Here is a 19,395-nt window from a genome sequence, read left to right on the forward strand (position 1 = left end):
GATGAAGCTGATCTACGTTTTCGACGCCTACTGCGGCTGGTCGCACGGTTTCTCCCCGACACTGCGCGAAATGGCCGCTCGGCATCCGGGGCTCGACGTGGAAGTGGTCTCCGGAGGCCTGTTCACGGGCTCCCGCCGCGTCCCGATCCGCGAGTTCGGGTACGTCCGGGGCGCCAACGCCCAGATCGCGCAGCTCACCGGCGCCGAGTTCGGCGAGGCCTACGAGCGGCTCACGGCCGACGGCTCGTTCGTCATGGACTCCCAGGCCGCCGCGCGCGGCTTCGCCGCTCTGCGCAGGGCCGCCCCCGCACGGGCGGTCGAACTGGCCACGGCGCTGCAGCACGCCTTCTACGTCGACGGCCTCAGCCTCTCCGACCCGGCGACCTACCGCAAGATCGCCGAGCGGGCCGGCCTGGACGCCGACCTCGTCGTCGCCGCGTACGAAGGGGCCGAGGCGGGGTCCGCGGCCGAAGCCGACTTCGCGCGTGCCGCCGCGCTGGGCGTCGACGCCTTCCCCACCCTCCTCGCCGCCGACGGAGAGGGGGCGACCGTGCTGGCGCGCGGCCGAGCCGGCGCCCAAGACGTGGAGCGGCGCCTCGCGGCCTTCGCCTCCACCCGCTCCTTCTGATCCCCCGACCGACCTCCCCCGAACTTCCGCCCGACCGCCCCCGAACCTCCCCCAAGGAACAGCCATGAGCACGCTCGACTTCAAGGTCCTCGACCTGGACTTCCCGGCCGGCAGCAAGAACAAGACCGCCACCCTCGTCACCGGCGAGAGCGAGGCCCTGCTGGTCGACGCCGCCTTCACCCGCGCCGACGGTCACCGCCTGGCCGCCGAGATCCTCGACTCCGGGAAGACGCTCACCACCGTCTTCGTCAGCCACGCCGACCCCGACTTCTACTTCGGCGCGGAGGTCGTCGCCGACGCCTTCCCGCAGGCGAGGTTCGTCGCGACCCCGCTGGTCATCGAGCACATCCAGCAGTCCTACGAGGGCAAGCTCAAGGCCTGGGCGGCTCTCGGCGCCAACCTGCCGACCCGGCTGGTGGACCTCGAACCCCTCACCGGCGACCTCACCCTGGAGGGGCACACCTTCGAGCTGAAGGGCGGCCCGGCCGAGCTCCCCGACCGCCACTACCTGTGGCAGGCCGAGCACCGCGCCCTGCTCGGCGGCGTCCTGCTCTTCCAGCAGGAGCACGTCTGGGTCGCCGACACGCCGACCGCCGGAGACCGCGCCGCCTGGATCGCCCTGCTGGACGAGATGGCCGCGCTGGACCCGCAGCTGGTCGTGCCCGGCCACCGCCTGCCCGGGACGGCGGCGGACGCGTCCGCCGTCTCCGCCACCCGCGACTATCTGGTCGCCTTCGAGGAGGAGCTCGGGCAGGCCGCCGACGGCGCGTCCCTGACCGAGGCGCTGATCAAGCGCTACCCGGACAACGGCATGCTGATCGCCGCGCAGATCGGCGCGAAGGTCGCCAAGGGTGAGATGAAGTGGGGCTGAACGTGAGCGAGTTCGCGACCTCCACCGCCCCCGCCGACGTCGTACGCCGCCAGTACCTGGCCTCCGCGGCCGGTGACCTGGAAGCCCTTCGGTCCACCCTCGCCCCGGATGTCGAGTGGACCGAGATGGCCGGCTTCCCCCTGGCGGGCACCTACCGCACCCCGGACGGCGTCACCGCCCACGTGATGGAACGGCTCGGCGCGGACTGGACCGACTGGACCGCCCACGACGACACCTATGTCGTCGACGGCGAGAACGTGGTGGTCCTGGCCCGCTACACCGCCGTCAACAACGGCACCGGCAAACCGATCGACGTCAGGGTGGCGCACCACTTCGTCGTGCGCGGCGGTCTCATCGTCCGCTTCGAGCAGTTCGTCGACACCGCGCTCGTCCGGGACGCGATGACCGGCTGACCCGAGCGCAAACCGCCTTCCTCCGGCCGCGACGCGCCCGCGCCGCGGCCGCAGCGCCCGCGGCTGCGGCGGCCGGTGCGGTGGCGTGTTCCCTTCATCCTCGGACCTTTCCGTTGTCCGAGCGGGAGTTCCGCCCGCGCGGGGATGGAGGCGACCGGTGGTCCAGGGGGCGTCCTGCGGCGACGACGCGGTGTCCGTGCGCGGCTCCGGATCAGGGGCGCAGCGGCTCGTAGTCGAACCAGTCGAAGTGGACGGCCCCGGCCGAGGCGTACATGCCGATGACGCGGCCGGTGAAGCCGCCGGCCACCTCGGTCGACAGATAGCGGCCGTCGAGGGAGCCGAGCGCGGTGAACGTGCCGTCCGCCTCCTCGACGCCGAGCGTGAGGATGTCGGGTCCGCTGCGCGCGTCCCGCTGCGGGGCGTCGGTGATGTGTGCGACGAGGGTGACGGGGCCGGCGGGCACGGAGCGGGACGCCTCGACGGTGCGCAGCGTTCCGACGCGGCTGAGCACGCGTACCTCTCCCTCGCGGGCCTCGATCTCGTAGTGGTGTCGCTCGTCGAGGCGGACGGCGAGACCGCCGCGTCCTTCGCCGGGGTCGACCCGGGTGCGCGCCCGGCAGGTCAGGTGCTGCTGGCGGCGGCCGACGAACACGACGTCCGGGTCGTCCAGCGAGGCGCCCCGCGCGCGCAGGGTCAGCCAGCCGGGCCGCTGCTCGGTGGTGCAGTGCTCTGCCGGACGGTCGCGCACCGAGATCCACCGCGGTCGCAGCTCGCTCAGATCGAAGTCGTCCCGGACCGGCTCGACGGGCGTGGGGACCAACGGCCAGGAGGGCGCGGGCAGTTCCGCCTTCACCGTGGCGACGACGGGCCAGCCGTCCACCCACTCGACCGGCGTCAGGAAGGTCTCGCGGCCCAGCACGTGCCAGCCCGGGGTGCCGCCGCGCGGCCGGACGCCGAGCACCACCATCCACCACGAGCCGTCGGGGCCCTGGACCAGGTCGGCGTGACCGGTGTTCTGAACGGGGTGGTCGGTGCCGCGATGGGTGAGGACCGGGTTGTGCGGGCACGGCTCGAACGGGCCGTCCGGCGTGCGTCCGCGGGCGATCGAGACGCCGTGGCAGCGCTCGGTGCCGCCCTCGGCGATGAGCAGGTACCAGTAGTCGCCGATCCGGTACAGGTGCGGCGCCTCGGGGGCCTTGGCGTCGGGCGCGCCGGACCAGAGCCTGCGCGGCGGTCCGGACGTCTCGCCGGTGCGCGGGTCTATGCGCACCTGGGAGACCCCGGCGACGGTGCACCGGCAGACGCCGTCCTCGTCCCAGGCGAGGTCCGGGTCGATGCCCGGGACGCCGGGCAGACGGACCGGTTCGGACCAGGGCCCGGCGGGATCGGCGGCGCTGAACAGCATGTTGCCGCCGTCGCCGGTCACGTTGGTGACGATCAGCCAGAATCGGCCGTCGTGGTGGCGCAGCGTGGGGGCGTAGATGCCGCCGGACGACGGTGTGCCGGCACTCAGGCGCAGCTGGCTGGGCCGGTCGAGGGCGTTGCCGATCTGCGTCCAGTGGATCAGGTCGCGGCTGTGGAAGACGGGGATGCCGGGGAAGTACTCGAAGCTGGAGCAGACGACGTAGTAGTCGTCGTCCACGCGGCAGATGCTGGGATCGGGGTGGAAGCCGGGGATCACGGGGTTGGGGAACGTGGCGCGGGACGGGGCGGCGGCCGTCTGCTGCTCGTCTGACACTCGGTCGGGTCCTTCGTCTCGTACGGGTCGGGAGGTGGCGAGGACGGTTCAGTGCGTGTCCGGTACCGGGTGGGTGAGCCGGATCAGCACGGCGGACGGCGCCGTGGGCAGCGTCAGCGTGAGGTCGGCGGCATCCGGGTCCCAGGAGGACGCGGCCCGGTTCACCGAGGGGTAGAGCACCTCGGCCCGGGCCGCGACGCCGCGCAGGTGAGGCACGGGGATCGCGGCGGTGGCTTCGGGGCCGGGGCGGCGCCAGACGGTGAGGTAGGTGGTGGCCGGGGTGCGCAGGGCCAGGGCGAGCCAGGGGTCGTCCCAGGCGGGCAGGCCGAGCGGCCAGGCGGGCGTCGCCCGGGCCAGGTCGGCGCGGAGGGCCTTGTGGACGGCGACGCCCTCGTGGACCAGGGCGCGGGCGCCGGGGCCCAGCTCGGACAGCGGGCCGGACAGATGGATGCGGCCCAGGAGGGCGTTGGCCATGGTGAAGGCGACCTCGTCCGGGGAGTCCTGCGGCAGCGGGTAGGCCCAGACGGCGCCCTGCTCGGGAGTGACGGCGGTCGGCGCGGAGGCCGCGATGGGGGCGTAGCGCTGGAGGTTCTGCTGGTCGCTGGTGGACTGCAGTTGCAGCCGGGACAGCAGCGCGTAGTCCATGCGCATGCCGCCGGAGGAGCAGTTCTCCAGCACGAGGTGCGGATGCCGGTCGAGAACGCCGTCGAGCCAGTCGAGATGGGCGCGGTTGTGGCCGAGCAGACCGGCCGCCGGGGTCTCACCGGGGTGGGCGCTGGTGCCGGAGCCGGGGTCGATGTTGTGGTCGAGCTTGAGGTAGCCGACCCCCCAGGCGCCCACCAGGCGGTCCACGACCTCGTCCAGATGGGCACGGGCGGCAGGGTGGCGCAGGTCGAGGTGATGGCGGCCGGTCTCGGTGACGCGGACGCCGTCGCGGCGGAAGAACGCCTCGGCGGGCAGGGACTCGGCGACGGGGCTGCGCACGCCGATCACCTCCGGTTCCAGCCACAGGCCGGGCACCATGCCGCGGTCGCGGATGCGGTCGAGCACCTCGTGGATCCCGCGCTCGCCCGGGAAGCGGGAGGCGGCCGGTTCCCAGGCGCCGACGCTGTCCCACCAGCCGCCGTCCTCGTCGTCGTACCAGCCGGCGTCGATGACGAAGTACTCCGCACCCGCCTCGGCCGCCGCGTCGATCAGGGGCAGCAGCTTCCCGGTCGTCGGGTCGCCCATCAGGCAGTTCATGTAGTCGTTGAAGATGACGGGGAGCCACCGGTGGTCGGGGTGCGGGCGGCGGACGACGCGGCGGTAGCGGGTGAGCGCGGCGAACGCCTCGTCGGGGCCGCCGTCGTCGCTGAGAGCGAGCGCGACCGGGACCGTGCGGAACTCCGCGCCCGGGCGCAGAGGCTGCCGCCAGCCGTGGTGCGTGTCGTTGGGCCCGAAGAGGGCCAGGTAGGCCAGTTGGTCGCGTTCTCCGCACTCCCAGTGCCAGCCGCCGCCGTTGTGCTCGATCTGCCACAGCCAGGTGCGTCCGGAGCGACGGTCGGTCAGGCCTCCCATGGGCAGCCGGCCGCAGCTGGACCACACGCCCCGCCCGGTGCGGGTGAACTCCCCCTTGCCGTTGTCGTAGACCACGCGGTCGTCGAGGACCGGCGAGGTCACCCGCATCGGCATGCGCTGCCAGCGGCATTCGGCGAGCCAGTCGTTCTCGGCCCACAGGAGGTCCGCGTCCCCGATGGCCCCTGATCCGTCCGCGAGGCAGCCCACGACGAGGGACGAGACCGACTCCAGGTGCAGGGCGGCCTCCCCGTCGTTGCGCAGGACCACTTCGCCGCGCAGCGCCGGCACCCCGTCCGGCGAGCCGTAGCGCACCTCCGCGACGAGGCCGGTCTGCGGGTCGCACAGTTCGACGGTCAGGGTGTGCAGCTCGCCGTCGCGGCCTGCCCGGTGGCCGCGGTACCGCAGCCGCCCGCCGAGGGTCGTGTCGATGAGGCGACCGCTCGACCAGGATCGGCCGTGGCCCGCGGCCGTCACCTCCACCAGCGGCAGGGGAGGCCATGAGCGTGGCTCGGCGGACGTCCCGCCGGGGACGCCGAGGCCGGTGAGACGGGCCGCGCCGTCGTCGCCGACGCCGATCTCGACCCGCAGGGCCCGGTGGCCCCAGCGGATGATCTGCGGTGGGCTGCTCATGGCTGCCCTGCTTTCTTGATCGTGGTTCGAACTGGTCACTCGTAAGATCAGCGGGACGCAGGGGCTCTGGGTACGGCTGTCATGGCTGCGCCGTGAGAGGGCTGGAAAGGCTTGGCCGCCCGGAGCCTTTCCGGTGGGGCGTCGCCGGGGGCGACCTGGTGGCCTTCTCCTTGGTGTCGAAGCGCTTCACTTGGCCGTGAACGCTAGTGACATGTTTCTCGCGATACAAGAGGGCGCTTGCCCGGCATCTTCCTCCACGACCAGCCGTTGGCAGACCTCACCGCCAGAAGACGGTGTCGAAGCGCTTCGACACATCAGCACGGGCTCGTCGTCCGGTGCGGGCGCTTGAGGGGGCGGGTCACGGCTCGTCGGCTCCGACTCCGTCGCGGCTCTTGACGATCGGTGCGGGATTCCTGTCATCCGCAGTGTCCGTCCGCAGAACCGATCGATGTGGTCTGTCGACCTTCTACAACGGACCACGCCCCAACGCCTCGGGGTACAACCCGATGAAGAAGGAGGGAGCCATCATCCTCGGCATCGGGGGCGACAACAGCCACGGCGCCGCCGGGACCTTCTACGAGGGCGTCATGACGTCCGGCTATCCCTCGGACGCCACCGAGAACGCCGTCCAGGCCAATGTGGCCGCGGCAGGCTACGGCAGGTCCTGAACGACGCGCCGGGGGCCCGACGGCCGTGCGGTTCCCCGGCGTGGACCGGCTCCGTCCGTGACGGACGACGGGCGGCCCGGCGCGACCGAGGAGGCGATCGCGGCAGCCCCGGGGAGGCGCGGGCCCGCGCGTGCTCAACCGTCGACGGGCGTCAGACGGCCGCCCGTCGACGGGGCGGCCCGCAGTGCCGTCGACGTCGCAGTGCCACCTGGGCCAGGGAGTCCGCTCGGCGGCCGCCGCTGAAGACGCAGCCCGCGGCGGAGGCCAGGAAGAGGAGCCAGAGCAGCGCTCCGAACGCGTAGTCCCCCGTGCTCAACCGGTAGCTCTGCACGACATGGACCGCGAGGCCGGACACGACTCCGGACCCGAGCCATCCGACGGGGCGAAGGCCGAGGTTCCCGAAGAGATGGCGAAGGGTGCCGTCGCCCAGCAGGAACCAGACGAGCAGCCCCAGCCCTGCCCAGGCCAGCAGAGCCGAACGGCCCAGGGCGCCCGCGGAAGGCGGGTCGAACCCGTCGGCACGGCCGGAGACGGTGATCCGGACCACCGCGCCCCGCCAGGTGTCCAGCTCCGCGCGCGGGTGCGAAGCGGCGGCGTCGTAGACGGCCGGGACGACCTCCCGGGTCTCCCGCACGCCGGACGCCCGGCGGTACGTCACCTCGTAGTGGGTCCACTTGGTGGTCGTCCCTCCCGCATCGGAGGTCGCGTCCTCGTACGTACGGCGCCCCGTCACCCGCCCGATCTCGCGCGCCACGCACCCGTGCGCGGCCGGGGCCGGGGTCGGCACGTCCCCGGGGCACAGCCGCGCATGCCGCAACGCGACGGCGTCCCGGTAGGGGGCCACCGACCACACGGCCCCGCAGACGACCGCGGCCACGCCGAACAGCAGCGCGCCCGTCCGGACGATCACGTTCCACCGCATGCGGCCGTCCGCCTCCCGTCGCTCCCGCCGGTCGAGCCGCTCTCTACGACGCGGCGGGGAACACGCCCGGTTGCGCTCACCGACCGTCCGGCGCTCGATGCTCCGGGACCGGCCTGTCGCCGGGGGCGGCGTTGTTCAGCATCATGCGGGTGAGGCTGGTGCGGTTCGAGACGCCGAGCTTGCGATACACCTGCCCGAGATGGGTCTCCACCGTCCGCACGCTCAGGGAGAGGGCCCCGGCCGTCTCGTTGTTGGTCATGCCGGTGCTGACCAGGCGCGCGATCTCGCGCTCGCGCGCCGTCAGGGCGGGCAGCGCGTCATCGGCCCCGGCGGCCGCGGCCAGCCGGGCGCGCAGGCGGGCGACGTCGCCGCCCAGGCGCGCGGAGCGGCAACTGTCGGCGAGGACCGCGGCTCCGTCCAGCCGGCCCGCGACACCGTCCGTCCGTCCCGCGTCCAGGGACAGTTCGGCCGCCGCGAGCAGGGTGACGCAGGCCTCGAGGCGCTCACCGCTGAGCGAGAAGTCGGAGACCGCCTCCTGTGCCTGACGCAGCGCCGCTTCCGTTTCCCCGCCTGCGGCGTGGGCGCGCATGCGGGCGCGCAGAGCGAACCCCTTGCGGCCGGGGGAGGGAAGCTGTTCGAGGCACTGTCCGGCGAGGTCGGCCCAGTGCTCGGCCGACGCGCGGTCGCCCAGGGCGAGCGAGGCCTGGGCGAGGGTGTCGCACCAGCGGGGCTTGCGCCAGGCGGTCAGCCGGGGCAGCCCGGCGCCGCCCGCCGCGTCCAGCAGCAGCCAGCGGGACCGCGCCGGATCGCCGGTGCGCTGCACCCACTCGGCGTGGAAGCAGCGGACGGTGACCGCCCACGCGGTCGGCGAGGCGCTGGCGGTGGCCAGGGCGCGTGCGGCCGACGCCTCCGCCTGGGCCAGGTCGCCCGGACCGTCCCGCCAGAAGAGGACCTCGGCCCGCACCATCGAACTGACGGCTCCCTCCGCCGGGGTGCCCGCTCCCGAGGCGCGGCGGTCGATCTCGTCGAGGGCCGCCAGCGCGCTGTCCAGATTCCCGCGCCGCAGGTGGGTGTTGGCCAGCACCGTGAGGATCTGCGGCTGGACGTACGTCTGACCGGTGCGCCGCGACAGGTCCGCGGCACGCGTGAGGTGCCGTTCGGCGTCGACCAGCCGTCCCAGCATCCCCTCGGTCATGCCCAACTGCAGTGAGGCGTTCAGGTTGGTGAGCAGCGAGGTGTCCGATGCGGCGTCGACGAGCCCGGCCGCGGCCGTCGCCCGCTCCTGCGCCGTGGTCAGGTCGCCGGTGAACAGGTGGCCGAGCGCGCCCTGGGCCAGCGCCTGGGCCTCGCCGATCCGGTCCTGGTGCTGCCGGGCGATGGCCGCGGCCGTGTCGGCGTGCCGCCGGGAGGTCGCGTACTCCTGGACGTCGTAGGCGTGGTCGGCCAGTTCGATGTGCAGGGCGGCCGCGATCGCGGCGTCCTGGTCGGCCAGCGTCGCGAGCCCGGAACGTGCCAGGGCGCCGGCTTCGGCGTACCGTCCCAGGCTCCGCTCGATCCGGCTGGAGTCGACGAGCGCGCCGGCCTCGCCGCGCTGGTCGGGCACGGCCGACCGCAGGGCGTCCAGCAGTTCGCGGCTCTCGGCGGCGTCACCGGTCAGCAGGCGGGCGCGGGCCAGCAGGACCTGCGCCTCGTGCCAGTGCCCCTGACCCGGGCGGAGCGAAGGCAGCGCGGCCTGCAGATGACCGGCCGCGACGGCGGGGGAGCCGTACAGCATGTCGCGGGCGGCGGCGATCAGGATGGTCGCGTCCTCCGGACGGCCGGGATCGGCGGCGCGCGCGGCGTGATGGGCGCGCCTGGCGATGGCAACGCCCTGCCGGGCCAGCGCGGATTCGGCTCGCCGGTGCAGGGTGACGCGACGACTGGGTTCCAGTCGCTCGTAGACGACGTCGCCGACCACCCGGTGGCGCAGCGCGAGCTGCGGCGCGGGTGTGGCGGGCCGGACGAGGTCGAGGCGGGTGAGCGTGTCCAGCACGCGGACCGTGGCGGCGACGTCCTGTCCGGCGACGGCGGCCAGCAGAGCGGGGTGGAACGGCTCGGCGAGGACCGCCGCCGCCTGGAGGACCGCGAGGGACTCGTCGTCGAGGCCCGCCAGTTCGCCGAGGACGGCCGTCGACGCCGCGGCGGCGTCCGGGCCGCGTCCGCCGAGGGCCTTGAGGTAGAGCGGGTTGCCCTCGGCCTCACGGTGGATCTCGTCGGCGTCGGGACGGTCCCCGAGGAGTTCCCCGGCCTGCGCGCGGGACAACGGCCCGAGGTTCCACACCTCCAGCAGCCCCGCGGACGCCGCCCGGGAGACCAGCTCCGCGTACCGGGGCGACAACTGGCGCTGCCGGCAGGCGATGAGGCACAGCACCTGCCCGGCAGCGGCCCGCTGCAGCAACCGCTCCACGTGGGGCTGCTGGTCCTCCGCGAGGAGGTGGAAGTCCTCCACGACCACCAGCAGGGGTCCGCCCTCGGCCGCGCGCGCGGCGACGTCACGGACATCCTGTCGCCGCGGGTCCCCGACGGCCGGGGACGCGGTCGCGGTCCGCCCGCGAGCGGTGCACACGGGGATGCCGGCGGTTCGGGCCTCGGCCGCGAGCGCCCACATCAGGGCGCTCTTGCCGATGCCGGGTTCCCCGACGAGCGCGACGGCCTTCCCCGGCCCGCTGCCGAGGCCGGTCAGCGCGCGCACCAGCTCCTGCGTTTCCGTCGCCCGCCCGGTCAACGGACGCGTGTCGCCGAGCACTCGGCGGGCTGGGGAGGAGGTTTCGCCCCGCGGATCATCGGCCATGGCACGGCACGATAGTGGCTGGCGATGACAACAGGGCAAAGGGGACTGACCGGCGGCAGCAGCACCCCACCGCCGAACCCGGCGATCGCGGACAGGACCGGTGCCGATGGCGGCGACGACGAGGGCGGCGACCTGCGGAGCCAGTTCCATGCGGGGCATCGTCTTGCCCGCGAGGGCGCCGGGGACAGCAGGCCCGGCCCACCGGACGGGGAGCACGACGGAGCCCTGCCGGCGGGGCTTCGCATCAGCCGCCGGCAGGGCTCCCCGGTGTCCCGTGAGTCCCGGTCACTGGTCGACGGAGCGCATCCCCGCCTCGTCGTACCGCTCGCCCGAGGCCGCGGGCAGCTCCGCCTCGATGCGGGCGAGATCGTCCTTGCTCAGCACGATGTCGGCGGCGCCGGCGTTCTGCTCCAGATAGGTGCGGCGCTTGGTGCCCGGGATCGGCACCAGGTCCTCGCCCTGGGCCAGGACCCAGGCGATGGCCAGCTGGGCCGGAAGCACGTCCTTCTCGGCGGCGATCTCCTTGACCTTCGCGGCCAGCCGCAGGTTCGCCTCCAGGTTGGCGTCCTGGAAGCGCGGGTTCTGGCGGCGCCAGTCGTTCGCGTCCAGCTCGTCCGGCGAGCTGAACCGCCCGGCGAGGAAGCCGCGGCCGAGCGGCGAGTACGGCACGAAGCCGATGCCCAGCTCACGACAGGCGGGCAGCACCTCGGCCTCCACGTCCCGTGACCACAGCGAGTACTCGCTCTGCACCGCGGTGATCGGGTGCACGGCGTGGGCGCGCCGGATGGTCTGCGCGCTCGCCTCGCTCAGGCCGATGCCGCGCACCTTGCCCTCGGCGACCAGCTCGCCCAGCGCGCCGACCGTCTCCTCGATGGGCACGTCGGGGTCGACCCGGTGCTGGTAGTAGAGGTCGATGTAGTCGGTGCCCAGACGCTCCAGCGAGCCGTGGACGGAGCTGCGGACATGCTCCGCCGAGCCGTCCTGCGGACCGACCGTGCTGATGTCGCCGGGTACGGCGTCGTCCATCCGGTAGTTGAACTTCGTCGCGATCACGTACTCCTCGCGACGCCCCCGGACCGCCTCGCCCACGAGCGACTCGTTGGTGAGGGGCCCGTACATCTGTGCGGTGTCGAGGAAGGTGACCCCGACGTCGAGGGCGTGCCGGATGGTCGCGATGCCCTCTTCCTGATCGGCGGATCCGTAGAAGGCGGACATGCCCATGCATCCCAGGCCGATGGCCGATACCTGGAGGTCCCGCAGACTGCGCTTCTGCATGCCGTGTTCCAGCCTTTCGCTGCCACTCGTGCGTTGTGCGGACGCCACGAAGCCCGTTCTCCATTGAGCGACGAATTCCCCCGTCCGGCATCCTGGCGGAGCCGCCGGGCGATACGGGCCTCGTGTGCCGCGGTGTCCGCAACGCTACGACCTGGAGCGCACTCCAGCGCAAGTCGGCCGGCCGGGCGGAACGGCGGCCCCGGCGGGCCGCTCCGCCCGCCCGCCGGGGCCGCCTGCCGACGGTCTGACGTCGCCGGGGCAGGGTGCTCGCCGAGCAGGGCGCGCACGGCCTGGTGACCGCCGGCGACTGCGTCGCGCAGTCCCCGGTCCCGGGGCGACCGCGCGGCGCACCGTGTGCCGCCGGAGCGGTGGCCGGCGGGCCTGGTCCACGCCCCTCTCGGCTGTCAGTGCCGGGTGACAGGATCCGGTTATGAGCGGTGACTCTTTTGACTGGCGGGACTTCCTCGGGCGTTGGCAGCGGGAGTACGTCCCGCCCGCGGACCGGGAAGAGGACGAGGCGGACGGTCAGGCCGTCCTCCCCCTGGGCAGGCCCGGTGCGCACGAGTCGGTGATCGTCGCGGCCGAGGAGCGGCTGGGCCGGCGGCTGCCGCCCTCGTACCGGGAGTTCTTGGCCGTGAGCGACGGCTGGCGTGTGGAACAGACGGCCGCGATCTACCAGCTCGGCGGCGCCGCGGACATCGACTGGTTCCGGGACCCCTACGACCTGACCTCGGTGTACGAGGACGGCCTGGGCGACGACCCGCGGGACGAGGACGTCCTGCTGGCCGGAATGTGGCGACGGGCGCTCCGGCTGGAGACGGACTCCGACGTGTCGTACGCCCTGCTCGACCCGGGCGACAGCGACGAGGACGGCGAATGGGCGCTCTACGTCTACAAGGGCTGGAGCGGTGAATTACCCGACCGCTACCCGTCGTTCCGCGCCTACATGGAGGCCGCCTACCGCGGCTTCCACGGCTCCCGGGCGGGGAGAGCCGACTTCGTGAACGCGACCACACGCGCCCAGGACGCCTGCGTGGCGCGGGCCCGGCTGCTCGCCCTGCGCGGTCGGTACGAGGAGGCCCTGCCCCTGTTGGAGGAGGCGCGGTCGTTCGGGCGGCCGCACAGCGCCGACCTGCTCAACCAGCTCCGGCAGGTGCTGAGCCCGCGCGACATCCTGGACTTCGGCTTCCTGGTGGCCGACCCGCGCCACCTGCCCGAGATCCTGCCCCTGCAGGCCATCGCGCCGGCGCGCGGCGAATGGCGGCTCGGCGGCGACGATCACTGGCTCGGGATGATGAGCGCCCGCGGGGTGGACCGCGAGGCCGCCGAGGCCGTGCTGAGCGCGCTGCGGGACGGCGCCCATCACTACGCGCCGCCTGGTGCGTGGGGCCGGGCCGTCGCCGAGGCACGGGAGTCGGCCCGCTGGGGGGCGACCGACGCGGCGTGGCGGGTGCGGCGGGACGCGCTGACGCTGTGGGAGGCGCCCGGACCCTGGCTGATCGCCCCGGTCGGTCTGCTCGCGGATCCGGTCCTGGGCCCCGTGATCACCCCGGAACGCGGCCGGGAGATCCTCGCGACACCGCGGGCGGGGGAGACGGGACCCCTTCCCGAGCCCGTGCCCGACCTCGACCCGCCGGGCCTCGCCTGGCTGACGGAGCCGGCGGAGAACCGGCGGCCGAGCGACGGCTACCGCTGCGTCTGGGCGGAGGGCCTCGACCCGGCCCGTCTCCCCGCCCTCATCGGCGAGGAGGGCGCCGGGCTGAGTGCGCCCGTGGAGCTGCTCCACGCGTCCTGGCGGGCACCGCAGCCACACGAGCGCGAGGGTGTGGAACTCTGGGAGGACCGGACTCTGGTCGCCGCCGGCCGTACCGCCGAAGGCTGGGCCTTCGCCTTCGACGGCCACTCCGACCGCTTCATGAACGACCGGTTCGTGTCTCCCGCCGCAGCCGCCTCCTCGTCGGGCCGCGCGGTGGTGGTGTGGCGCACGCCGAGACGCCCGTCCTTCGGCGACCGCGCGGTCGCGTTCCACCTGTCGGTCGCCGAACGGGGCGAGGAGCTCTACGCGTTCACCGTGCGGGGCACGGAGATCCGGCGCTCCGGCGCGATACCGCGGGCCTTGGACCCCGCAGGGCTGTTCCGCCCGACGGACGGCGAACCGGACGGGGAACCAGACGGGGAACGCCGTGTGTTGGAGGCCCTGCACGCCGAACTCGGCCTGTCGCTGCCCCGTTTCGCGCTGACCCGGGGCAGGCTGCCCACCTTCACCACCCGTTCCTGGACCCGAGCGCCGCGCGAGGGCGAGGTCTTCGGCTACGCGCACATCGGCATCGGCCGGCCCCGAGCCTGAACCCGGGCGGGCCCGGGTCCCGTTGAGCGGATCCGGGCCCGCCGACGCCCGATCGGCGGCGCCGGGTGCGTGGTAGGTTCACGACGTCAGCCTTTCGGGCCCGGATGCACATCCGGCCGGGAGGCTTTTTTCATGCGCCGGCCGACCTCTCCCCTCGGGCCGACGCACCACCCGTGTGGGTGTTCCGTCCTCCCCCGCCCGTCATTCGGGCCGTGACAGGAAAGAGATCCCATGTCAGGCATCTTTGTACGCCTCGCGACCGAAGCCGACCGTCCGGTGCTGGAACGTCTCTGGCTGCTGTTCCGCCATGACCTGTCCGAGTTCGACGGCGTGCTGCCCCACCCGGACGGGACGTTCCGCACGGAACGGCTCCGGGCGGCGTTCGACGACGCCGACTGGGCGCCGTATCTGCTCACCAGCGGCGAACACCCCGTCGGTCTCGCCTTCGTACGGGGTCTCACCGGGAACACGCGCGTGCTCAACAGCTTCTTCGTGGTACGCGGGGCGCGCGGGGCCGGGATCGGACTGCGTGCCGTGCGCGAGGTGGTCGCCCGGCACCCGGGCCCGTGGGACATCGCCTTTCAGGACGCCAACGCGGGCGCCGTGCGCTTCTGGCGCCGTGTCGCGGCCGCGATCGCCGGCGACGCCTGGACGCAGGAGCACAGGCCGGTTCCGGGCCGACCCGATCTGCCGCCCGACGTGTGGATCTCCTTCGAGGCGCACGCGTGAGGCGCACGGGTGAGGCGCACGCGTGAGGCGCACGGGTGAGGCGCACACGTGAGGCGCGCGCACCACGGTCAGGCCGGCCGGCGCAGGCCCGCGACGAGGAGCGCGACCAGTCGGCGCGCGTCGTAGCGCGGGTCGCTGTCGGCGCCGATGCAGAGGTTTCCGATACCGCGCATGAACGGGTAGGCGTCGAGGCCGGAGCGGATCTCGCCGGAGGCGGTGGCCGCGTCCAGCAGCCGGGCGCACACCGGCAGGAGGCGGTCCAGGAAGTAGGCGTGCAGCGTCTCGAAGCCCGAGTTGTCGGTCTGCAGGGCCGCGGCGAGGCCGTGCTTGGTGACCAGGAAGTCGACGAACAGGTCGACCCAGCGTTCGAGGGCGACGTAGGCGGACGGGCTGCTCGTCAGCAGGGCCGGTCCGGCCTCGGCGCAGGCGTCGACCTGGTGGCGGTAGACGGCGATGACGAGGTCCGCCCGGGTGGGGAAATGGCGGTATATCGTGCCGACCCCCACGCCGGCCCTGGCCGCGATGTCGCGGACCGGCGCCTCCACGCCCGAGGTGACGAAGATCGCCGCGGCCGCGTCCAGCAGCGTCTGCTGGTTGCGCCGGGCGTCCTTGCGCTTGGACGCGGCGGCCCCTGCCGTGCTCTGCCCTGTGTCGTTCACCGCGACTCCTCCTCGGCGAGACCCGCCCGCGGGACCCCTGCCGTGCCGTTCACGGAACGAGGTTCCGCTTCCCTCATGATGGCAGACCGCCGAACCTGCGACCAAAGAGAAGCCGGCCGCCCGGCGGACGGCCGCGCGCTTCCACCCGCAAGCCCGTCCGGGGGGCGTCTCGGGCGCGGGTCGAGGGGCGTGTCGCGGGCGGGTCGATTCGCATAGCCTCGTGCACGGTGCGTCGGGTGTGTCGGTGCGTGTGCGTCCGCGGTGAGGAGGCGGTGATGTTCGCAAGGGGTGCGCGGTGGCTCGCGGGCGCTTCGGCGGTGATCTGTCTGGTGCTCGTCGGTCCCGGTGCGCCGGCTGACGCCCCGCCGGCGGGACCCCCGCCCGTCGGCGCCGCCCGGGACGTCGTGCCGAACCGCGTCATGACGTGGAACATCTGCAACCCCTGCGGCGAGAGCGGCGCCGACCGGGCGGCGGAGATCGCCGCGTTCGCGCCCCAGGTCGTCGGCCTGCAGGAAGCGTGCGTGCGCGACGTCGACAGGATCCGCGATCGTCTCAAGAGCCGCTATGGGCTCGTCTACCACGTCGAGTACGGCACGGTGCTGCGCAGTTGGGGGCGGTGCGGGGGACTGCCGTGGAAACCGGGAGGGTTCGGGGAGGCCATCCTGTCGGCGGCGCCGATGACGGACCGTGTCAGCGCGGAGTACCCCGACGGCGGCTCCGAGGACCGCGGCTACCTGTCCGTGACCACCGAGGTGGCCGGCCGGCCGGTGCGGGTGTTCAACACGCACCTCGCCGAGCGACGCCAGGAGGCGGTCCGCGCGGAACAGGCCGGCGTGCTCGCCGCGAAGGTGGCCCCGTACCGGCGTGCCATCGTGCTGGGCGACTTCAACGCGCAGCCGGACGCCGCAGAGCTCGCCCCGCTGTGGGCGCTGGCCGCGGACGCGGACCCCGGGTGCCGCCCTTCGGGCGACGGCGCGTGCGCGCCGACCACCGACTGGCAGAGCACGTTCGACTACGTCTTCCTGCGGGGCGTCGCCCCGCTCGCGCACGGCGTGAAGCCCAGCGCGTACTCGGACCACCATCTGCTGCACGCCGACCTGGACGTCACCTGAGGCGCGCCCCGCATCCGCCGGCGAGCCCGCGTCGCGACACCCGGCACGGGCCAGGGCTCACCCCGGAGGCCACCGTGCCGGGCGCGGGCCGTCCCCGCCCCGACGTCCGCTCTACTCGGGCCGCTGGTCCGCAGGCGACAGGATCTCCACGTACCCGTCCGTTCCGTGCACGCGGATCCGCTGCCCGTCCTGGATCAGCCGGGTGGCCCCCTCCACACCCACGACGGCCGGCAAGCCGTACTCCCGGGCGATCACCGCCCCATGGGTCATCAGACCGCCCACCTCCGTCACCAGGCCCGCGATGCCGACGAACACCGGCGACCAGCTGGGGTCGGTCCAGGCCGTGACCAGGATGTCGCCCGCCTCCAGATCGGCCTGCGCCATGTCGAGGACGACGCGAGCCCTCCCCTCGACGGTCCCCGCGGACACCGCAAGGCCGGTCAGGGCGCCGGCCGGCACGTCGTCACGGCGGTACGCCCCGCTGACGGCCTCCCCCTCGGAGGTGAGCACGCGGGGCGGTGTGAGCGCCTGGTAGGACCGGAAGGCGTCCTTGCGCCGCCGGATGAGCTCGTCGTCCACCCGGCGGGTGCGCACGACGTCGTGGAACTCCTGGAAGGAGAGGTAGAAGACGTCCTCCGTCTCGCGCAGCACGCCGTCGCGCACGAGCCGCTCGGCCTCGCCCAGCAGTGCCTGCTTGTAGACGAAGTAGCGGCTGATGATGCCGTACTTCGGGTACTCCCGGTATCCGATGAAGGTCCGCAGCCGGTCGATCATCCGCTTGGTCTCGTCGGCCTTCGACTCCCCGTCGGGCAGCGCCCGCAGACGGGACAGCACGTCCTGCTCCATCCGCCGCGCCTTCTGCCGCCCCTCCTCGAAGCGCTGCCCGGCGGCGCCCGGCCCGAAGTTCCTGACGTTGTCGAGGATGGCGGGCAGGAGTGTGGTGGGGCGCTCGCGCCAACGCGGCCGCGTGATGTCGATCTCGCCGGTGCAGCGCATGCCGTACCGGTCCAGATAGGCCTCGACGGCGTCGCGTGCCTCGGCTCCACCCGGCAGCTTCGCCAGCTCGTCGAGGAAGTCCTCGTCCTCGACGCCCTCCAGGAAGGCCACCACCTCCGGATGCGGTCGGATCGCGTCCGCGACGTCGAGCAGCGCCAGTCCCATCTCCGAGGTGACGTTGCCGGGCGCGGACAGTGTGAGCGTGTCAGCCGCGTTCTTCTCGCCCAGCCACTCCGACAGCTTGTCGTTGAGCCACCAGGTGGCCTCCATGCCCGCCATGATCGCCTGCATGCTCAGCCGGTCCCCGAGCACGCGCTTGTGCTCCGCGAAGGCTTCCAGCAGGTGGTCGAAGAGCACCGGCCCGGTCCGGGTGCGGATGTCGCGTTCCAGGACCGCCAGGGAGGCCTGGTTGCGCTCGATCAGTTCGGTGACGACGGCCGGATCGGTCTCGATCGGGGCGGGCGCGCCGCCGGCGGGCGGCCCGCCGGGACCGGCGTCCGGAAGCGACGGGACGAAGTCGTCACGGTCGAGGACGGTCTCCAGCGCATCCCTGAACAGCGGATCGCCCCTCCCGATGAGCTCCAGGAGCGCGGTGCGGCTCGCGGGCGAGGCCAGGCGCCGCGTGACGTCGACGAACAGCCTGCCGCCGGCCTCGCACATCGGGGCCATGGCCGTCAGGAGCCACACGGACAGCCCCAGGGGCTTCATGGCGTCGGTCATCATCTGCTGGTGCCCGACCGAGACGTAGACGTGAGGGTCCTGATCACCGGTCTCGGGGATGGGGAACAGCGTCGTGATCGGCCGGCTCTGCACGATCCGGAAGGCGTCGTCGGCCAGGCACCATTCGATGTCCTGCGGCCGGCCGAAGTGCGCCTCGATCCGCCGTCCGAGCTCGACGAGCCGCACGGCCTGAGCATCCGTCAGCGCCGGCTGCTCCTGCCGCTCGGCGTCGACCGGCACGTCCTCGGTACCGCCTGCCGGCAGGGCTTGGACGGCACGCTTCTTGGCAGCGATCGCCTTGGCGACGATGCCGCCGTCGCGCACCCTGAAGACGTCGGGGTTCACCGTGCCGGAGACCAGGGCCTCGCCGAGACCGAAGCCCGCGTCCACGGTGGCGACCTTCCGGTTGCCCGAGACGGGATCGGCCGTGAACAGGATCCCGGACGCCTCCGGGAAGACCATCCGCTGCACGACCACGGCCATCTGGACCGTGCGGTGGTCGATGCCGTTGCGCTGACGGTAGGTCACGGCCCGCTCGGTGAACAGCGAGGCCCAGCACCGGCTGACGTGCCGGAGGACCGCGCTCGGCCCCACGACGTTCAGGTACGTGTCCTGCTGGCCGGCGAAGGAGGCGGTCGGCAGGTCCTCCGCGGTCGCGCTGGACCGCACGGCGTAGGCGGCCTGCCCGCCGTGCCGGGCGAGGCCGCCGGTGACTGCCGCAGCGACGTCGTCCGGGACCTCGATCCCTTCGACGGTCCGGCGGATCCGCGCGCTGAGCGCGCGAACCGACTCCCGGTCGTCCGCGCTCACCCGCGACAGCTCATCGAGCTGCTCGTCGATCGACGGATCGTGCGCCAGGACGCGCCGGAAGGCGTCCGTCGTGACGCAGAAGCCGTCCGGCACGCTGATGCCGTCGATCGCCGACAGCGCGCCCAGGTGCGCGGCCTTGCCGCCGACGAAGGCGATCTGGCTCTCGTCGACGTCCCGCAGGCCCACCACGTATCGCTCGGTCATCGCGACACCTCCGAGAGGGTCGCACCGCTCCGTCGCCCTGGGCCCGCCGGCCGGATCACCGGACTTCCCGGCGCGTGTCCCAGCGCCCGCGACCGCACCGCCGCTCCCACCGCTGGTTCGACGTCACCGCGTCCCCCGTACGTCGACAACAACACAAGCACGTCGTGCCCTCATTTCCGCAGGTTGTGGCCCCGGCCGACGATTCTGCGCCCGCACCGGGGGCTTGCCGCAAGCCCCCCGCTGCGCTATAACTTAGGAGAGGCAAGGAGAGATCTCTCCTTGCCTT

Annotated in this window: 13 protein-coding genes and 1 pseudogene; 7 read left to right on the forward strand and 7 right to left on the reverse strand. The window is 73.4% G+C overall.

Going from position 1 to position 19,395, the window contains the following annotated elements:
* Position 1: 1 nt before the first annotated feature.
* From ACFVYK_RS02345 to ACFVYK_RS02355, 3 genes are all read left to right on the forward strand, one after another.
* Entirely contained in the window at positions 2–628 is a 627-nt protein-coding gene (locus tag ACFVYK_RS02345; RefSeq protein ID WP_389767590.1) for a DsbA family protein, read from the forward strand.
* 64 nt (positions 629–692) lie between these two features.
* Positions 693–1,499 carry an MBL fold metallo-hydrolase gene (locus tag ACFVYK_RS02350; RefSeq protein WP_389767592.1) on the forward strand — a complete coding sequence of 269 codons (807 nt, stop codon included), beginning with the start codon at positions 693–695 and terminating at the stop codon, positions 1,497–1,499.
* Between the two features lie 2 nt (positions 1,500–1,501).
* On the forward strand, positions 1,502–1,912 hold the full coding sequence (locus ACFVYK_RS02355) for a nuclear transport factor 2 family protein (RefSeq protein ID WP_389767593.1): 411 nt from the start codon (positions 1,502–1,504) through the stop codon (positions 1,910–1,912).
* A 211-nt stretch (positions 1,913–2,123) separates the two neighbouring features.
* On the opposite strand, the gene ACFVYK_RS02360 is transcribed toward ACFVYK_RS02355, so the two are convergent.
* Positions 2,124–3,650, reverse strand: coding sequence for a glycoside hydrolase family 43 protein (locus tag ACFVYK_RS02360; protein ID WP_389767595.1), 1,527 nt, complete (start codon positions 3,648–3,650; stop codon positions 2,124–2,126).
* Between the two features lie 48 nt (positions 3,651–3,698).
* Positions 3,699–5,837 carry a glycoside hydrolase family 36 protein gene (locus ACFVYK_RS02365; RefSeq protein ID WP_389767597.1) on the reverse strand — a complete coding sequence of 713 codons (2,139 nt, stop codon included), beginning with the start codon at positions 5,835–5,837 and terminating at the stop codon, positions 3,699–3,701.
* A 452-nt stretch (positions 5,838–6,289) separates the two neighbouring features.
* Here ACFVYK_RS02365 and ACFVYK_RS02370 point away from each other — a divergent pair.
* Positions 6,290–6,496: pseudogene (locus ACFVYK_RS02370) on the forward strand (arabinofuranosidase catalytic domain-containing protein); the annotation flags it as partial.
* 160 nt (positions 6,497–6,656) lie between these two features.
* Here the strand turns inward: ACFVYK_RS02370 and ACFVYK_RS02375 are convergent.
* The 3 genes from ACFVYK_RS02375 to ACFVYK_RS02385 form a co-directional block, all read right to left on the reverse strand.
* The gene (locus ACFVYK_RS02375) at positions 6,657–7,427 is read right to left on the reverse strand and encodes a hypothetical protein (RefSeq protein ID WP_389767599.1); all 771 of its coding nucleotides are present in this window, start codon (positions 7,425–7,427) and stop codon (positions 6,657–6,659) included.
* A gap of 76 nt (positions 7,428–7,503) precedes the next feature.
* Positions 7,504–10,257 (reverse strand): LuxR C-terminal-related transcriptional regulator, encoded by a 2,754-nt coding sequence (locus ACFVYK_RS02380; RefSeq protein ID WP_389767601.1) that lies wholly within the window; start codon positions 10,255–10,257, stop codon positions 7,504–7,506.
* Between the two features lie 285 nt (positions 10,258–10,542).
* Entirely contained in the window at positions 10,543–11,532 is a 990-nt protein-coding gene (locus tag ACFVYK_RS02385) for an aldo/keto reductase (protein ID WP_389767603.1), read from the reverse strand.
* A 430-nt stretch (positions 11,533–11,962) separates the two neighbouring features.
* On the opposite strand from ACFVYK_RS02385, the gene ACFVYK_RS02390 reads away from it, so the two are divergent.
* Positions 11,963–13,879, forward strand: a complete 1,917-nt coding sequence (locus ACFVYK_RS02390; protein WP_389767605.1) for an SMI1/KNR4 family protein — start codon at positions 11,963–11,965, stop codon at positions 13,877–13,879.
* 231 nt (positions 13,880–14,110) lie between these two features.
* Complete coding sequence (locus ACFVYK_RS02395; protein ID WP_389767607.1) at positions 14,111–14,608, forward strand: GNAT family N-acetyltransferase; 498 nt, start codon at positions 14,111–14,113, stop codon at positions 14,606–14,608.
* A 68-nt stretch (positions 14,609–14,676) separates the two neighbouring features.
* Here the strand turns inward: ACFVYK_RS02395 and ACFVYK_RS02400 are convergent, their stop codons facing one another.
* Complete coding sequence (locus tag ACFVYK_RS02400; RefSeq protein ID WP_389767609.1) at positions 14,677–15,267, reverse strand: TetR/AcrR family transcriptional regulator; 591 nt, start codon at positions 15,265–15,267, stop codon at positions 14,677–14,679.
* A gap of 275 nt (positions 15,268–15,542) precedes the next feature.
* Here ACFVYK_RS02400 and ACFVYK_RS02405 point away from each other — a divergent pair, with 275 nt between their 5' ends.
* Positions 15,543–16,379, forward strand: coding sequence for an endonuclease/exonuclease/phosphatase family protein (locus tag ACFVYK_RS02405; protein ID WP_389767611.1), 837 nt, complete (start codon positions 15,543–15,545; stop codon positions 16,377–16,379).
* A gap of 111 nt (positions 16,380–16,490) precedes the next feature.
* Here the strand turns inward: ACFVYK_RS02405 and rph are convergent, their stop codons facing one another.
* Positions 16,491–19,109 (reverse strand): rifamycin-inactivating phosphotransferase, encoded by a 2,619-nt coding sequence (gene rph / locus ACFVYK_RS02410; protein WP_389767613.1) that lies wholly within the window; start codon positions 19,107–19,109, stop codon positions 16,491–16,493.
* Positions 19,110–19,395 lie beyond the last annotated feature (286 nt).

Origin of the sequence: Streptomyces sp. NPDC058291 (assembly GCF_042880855.1) — a bacterium.
In the GTDB taxonomy this organism is placed as follows: Bacteria; Actinomycetota; Actinomycetes; order Streptomycetales; family Streptomycetaceae; genus Streptomyces.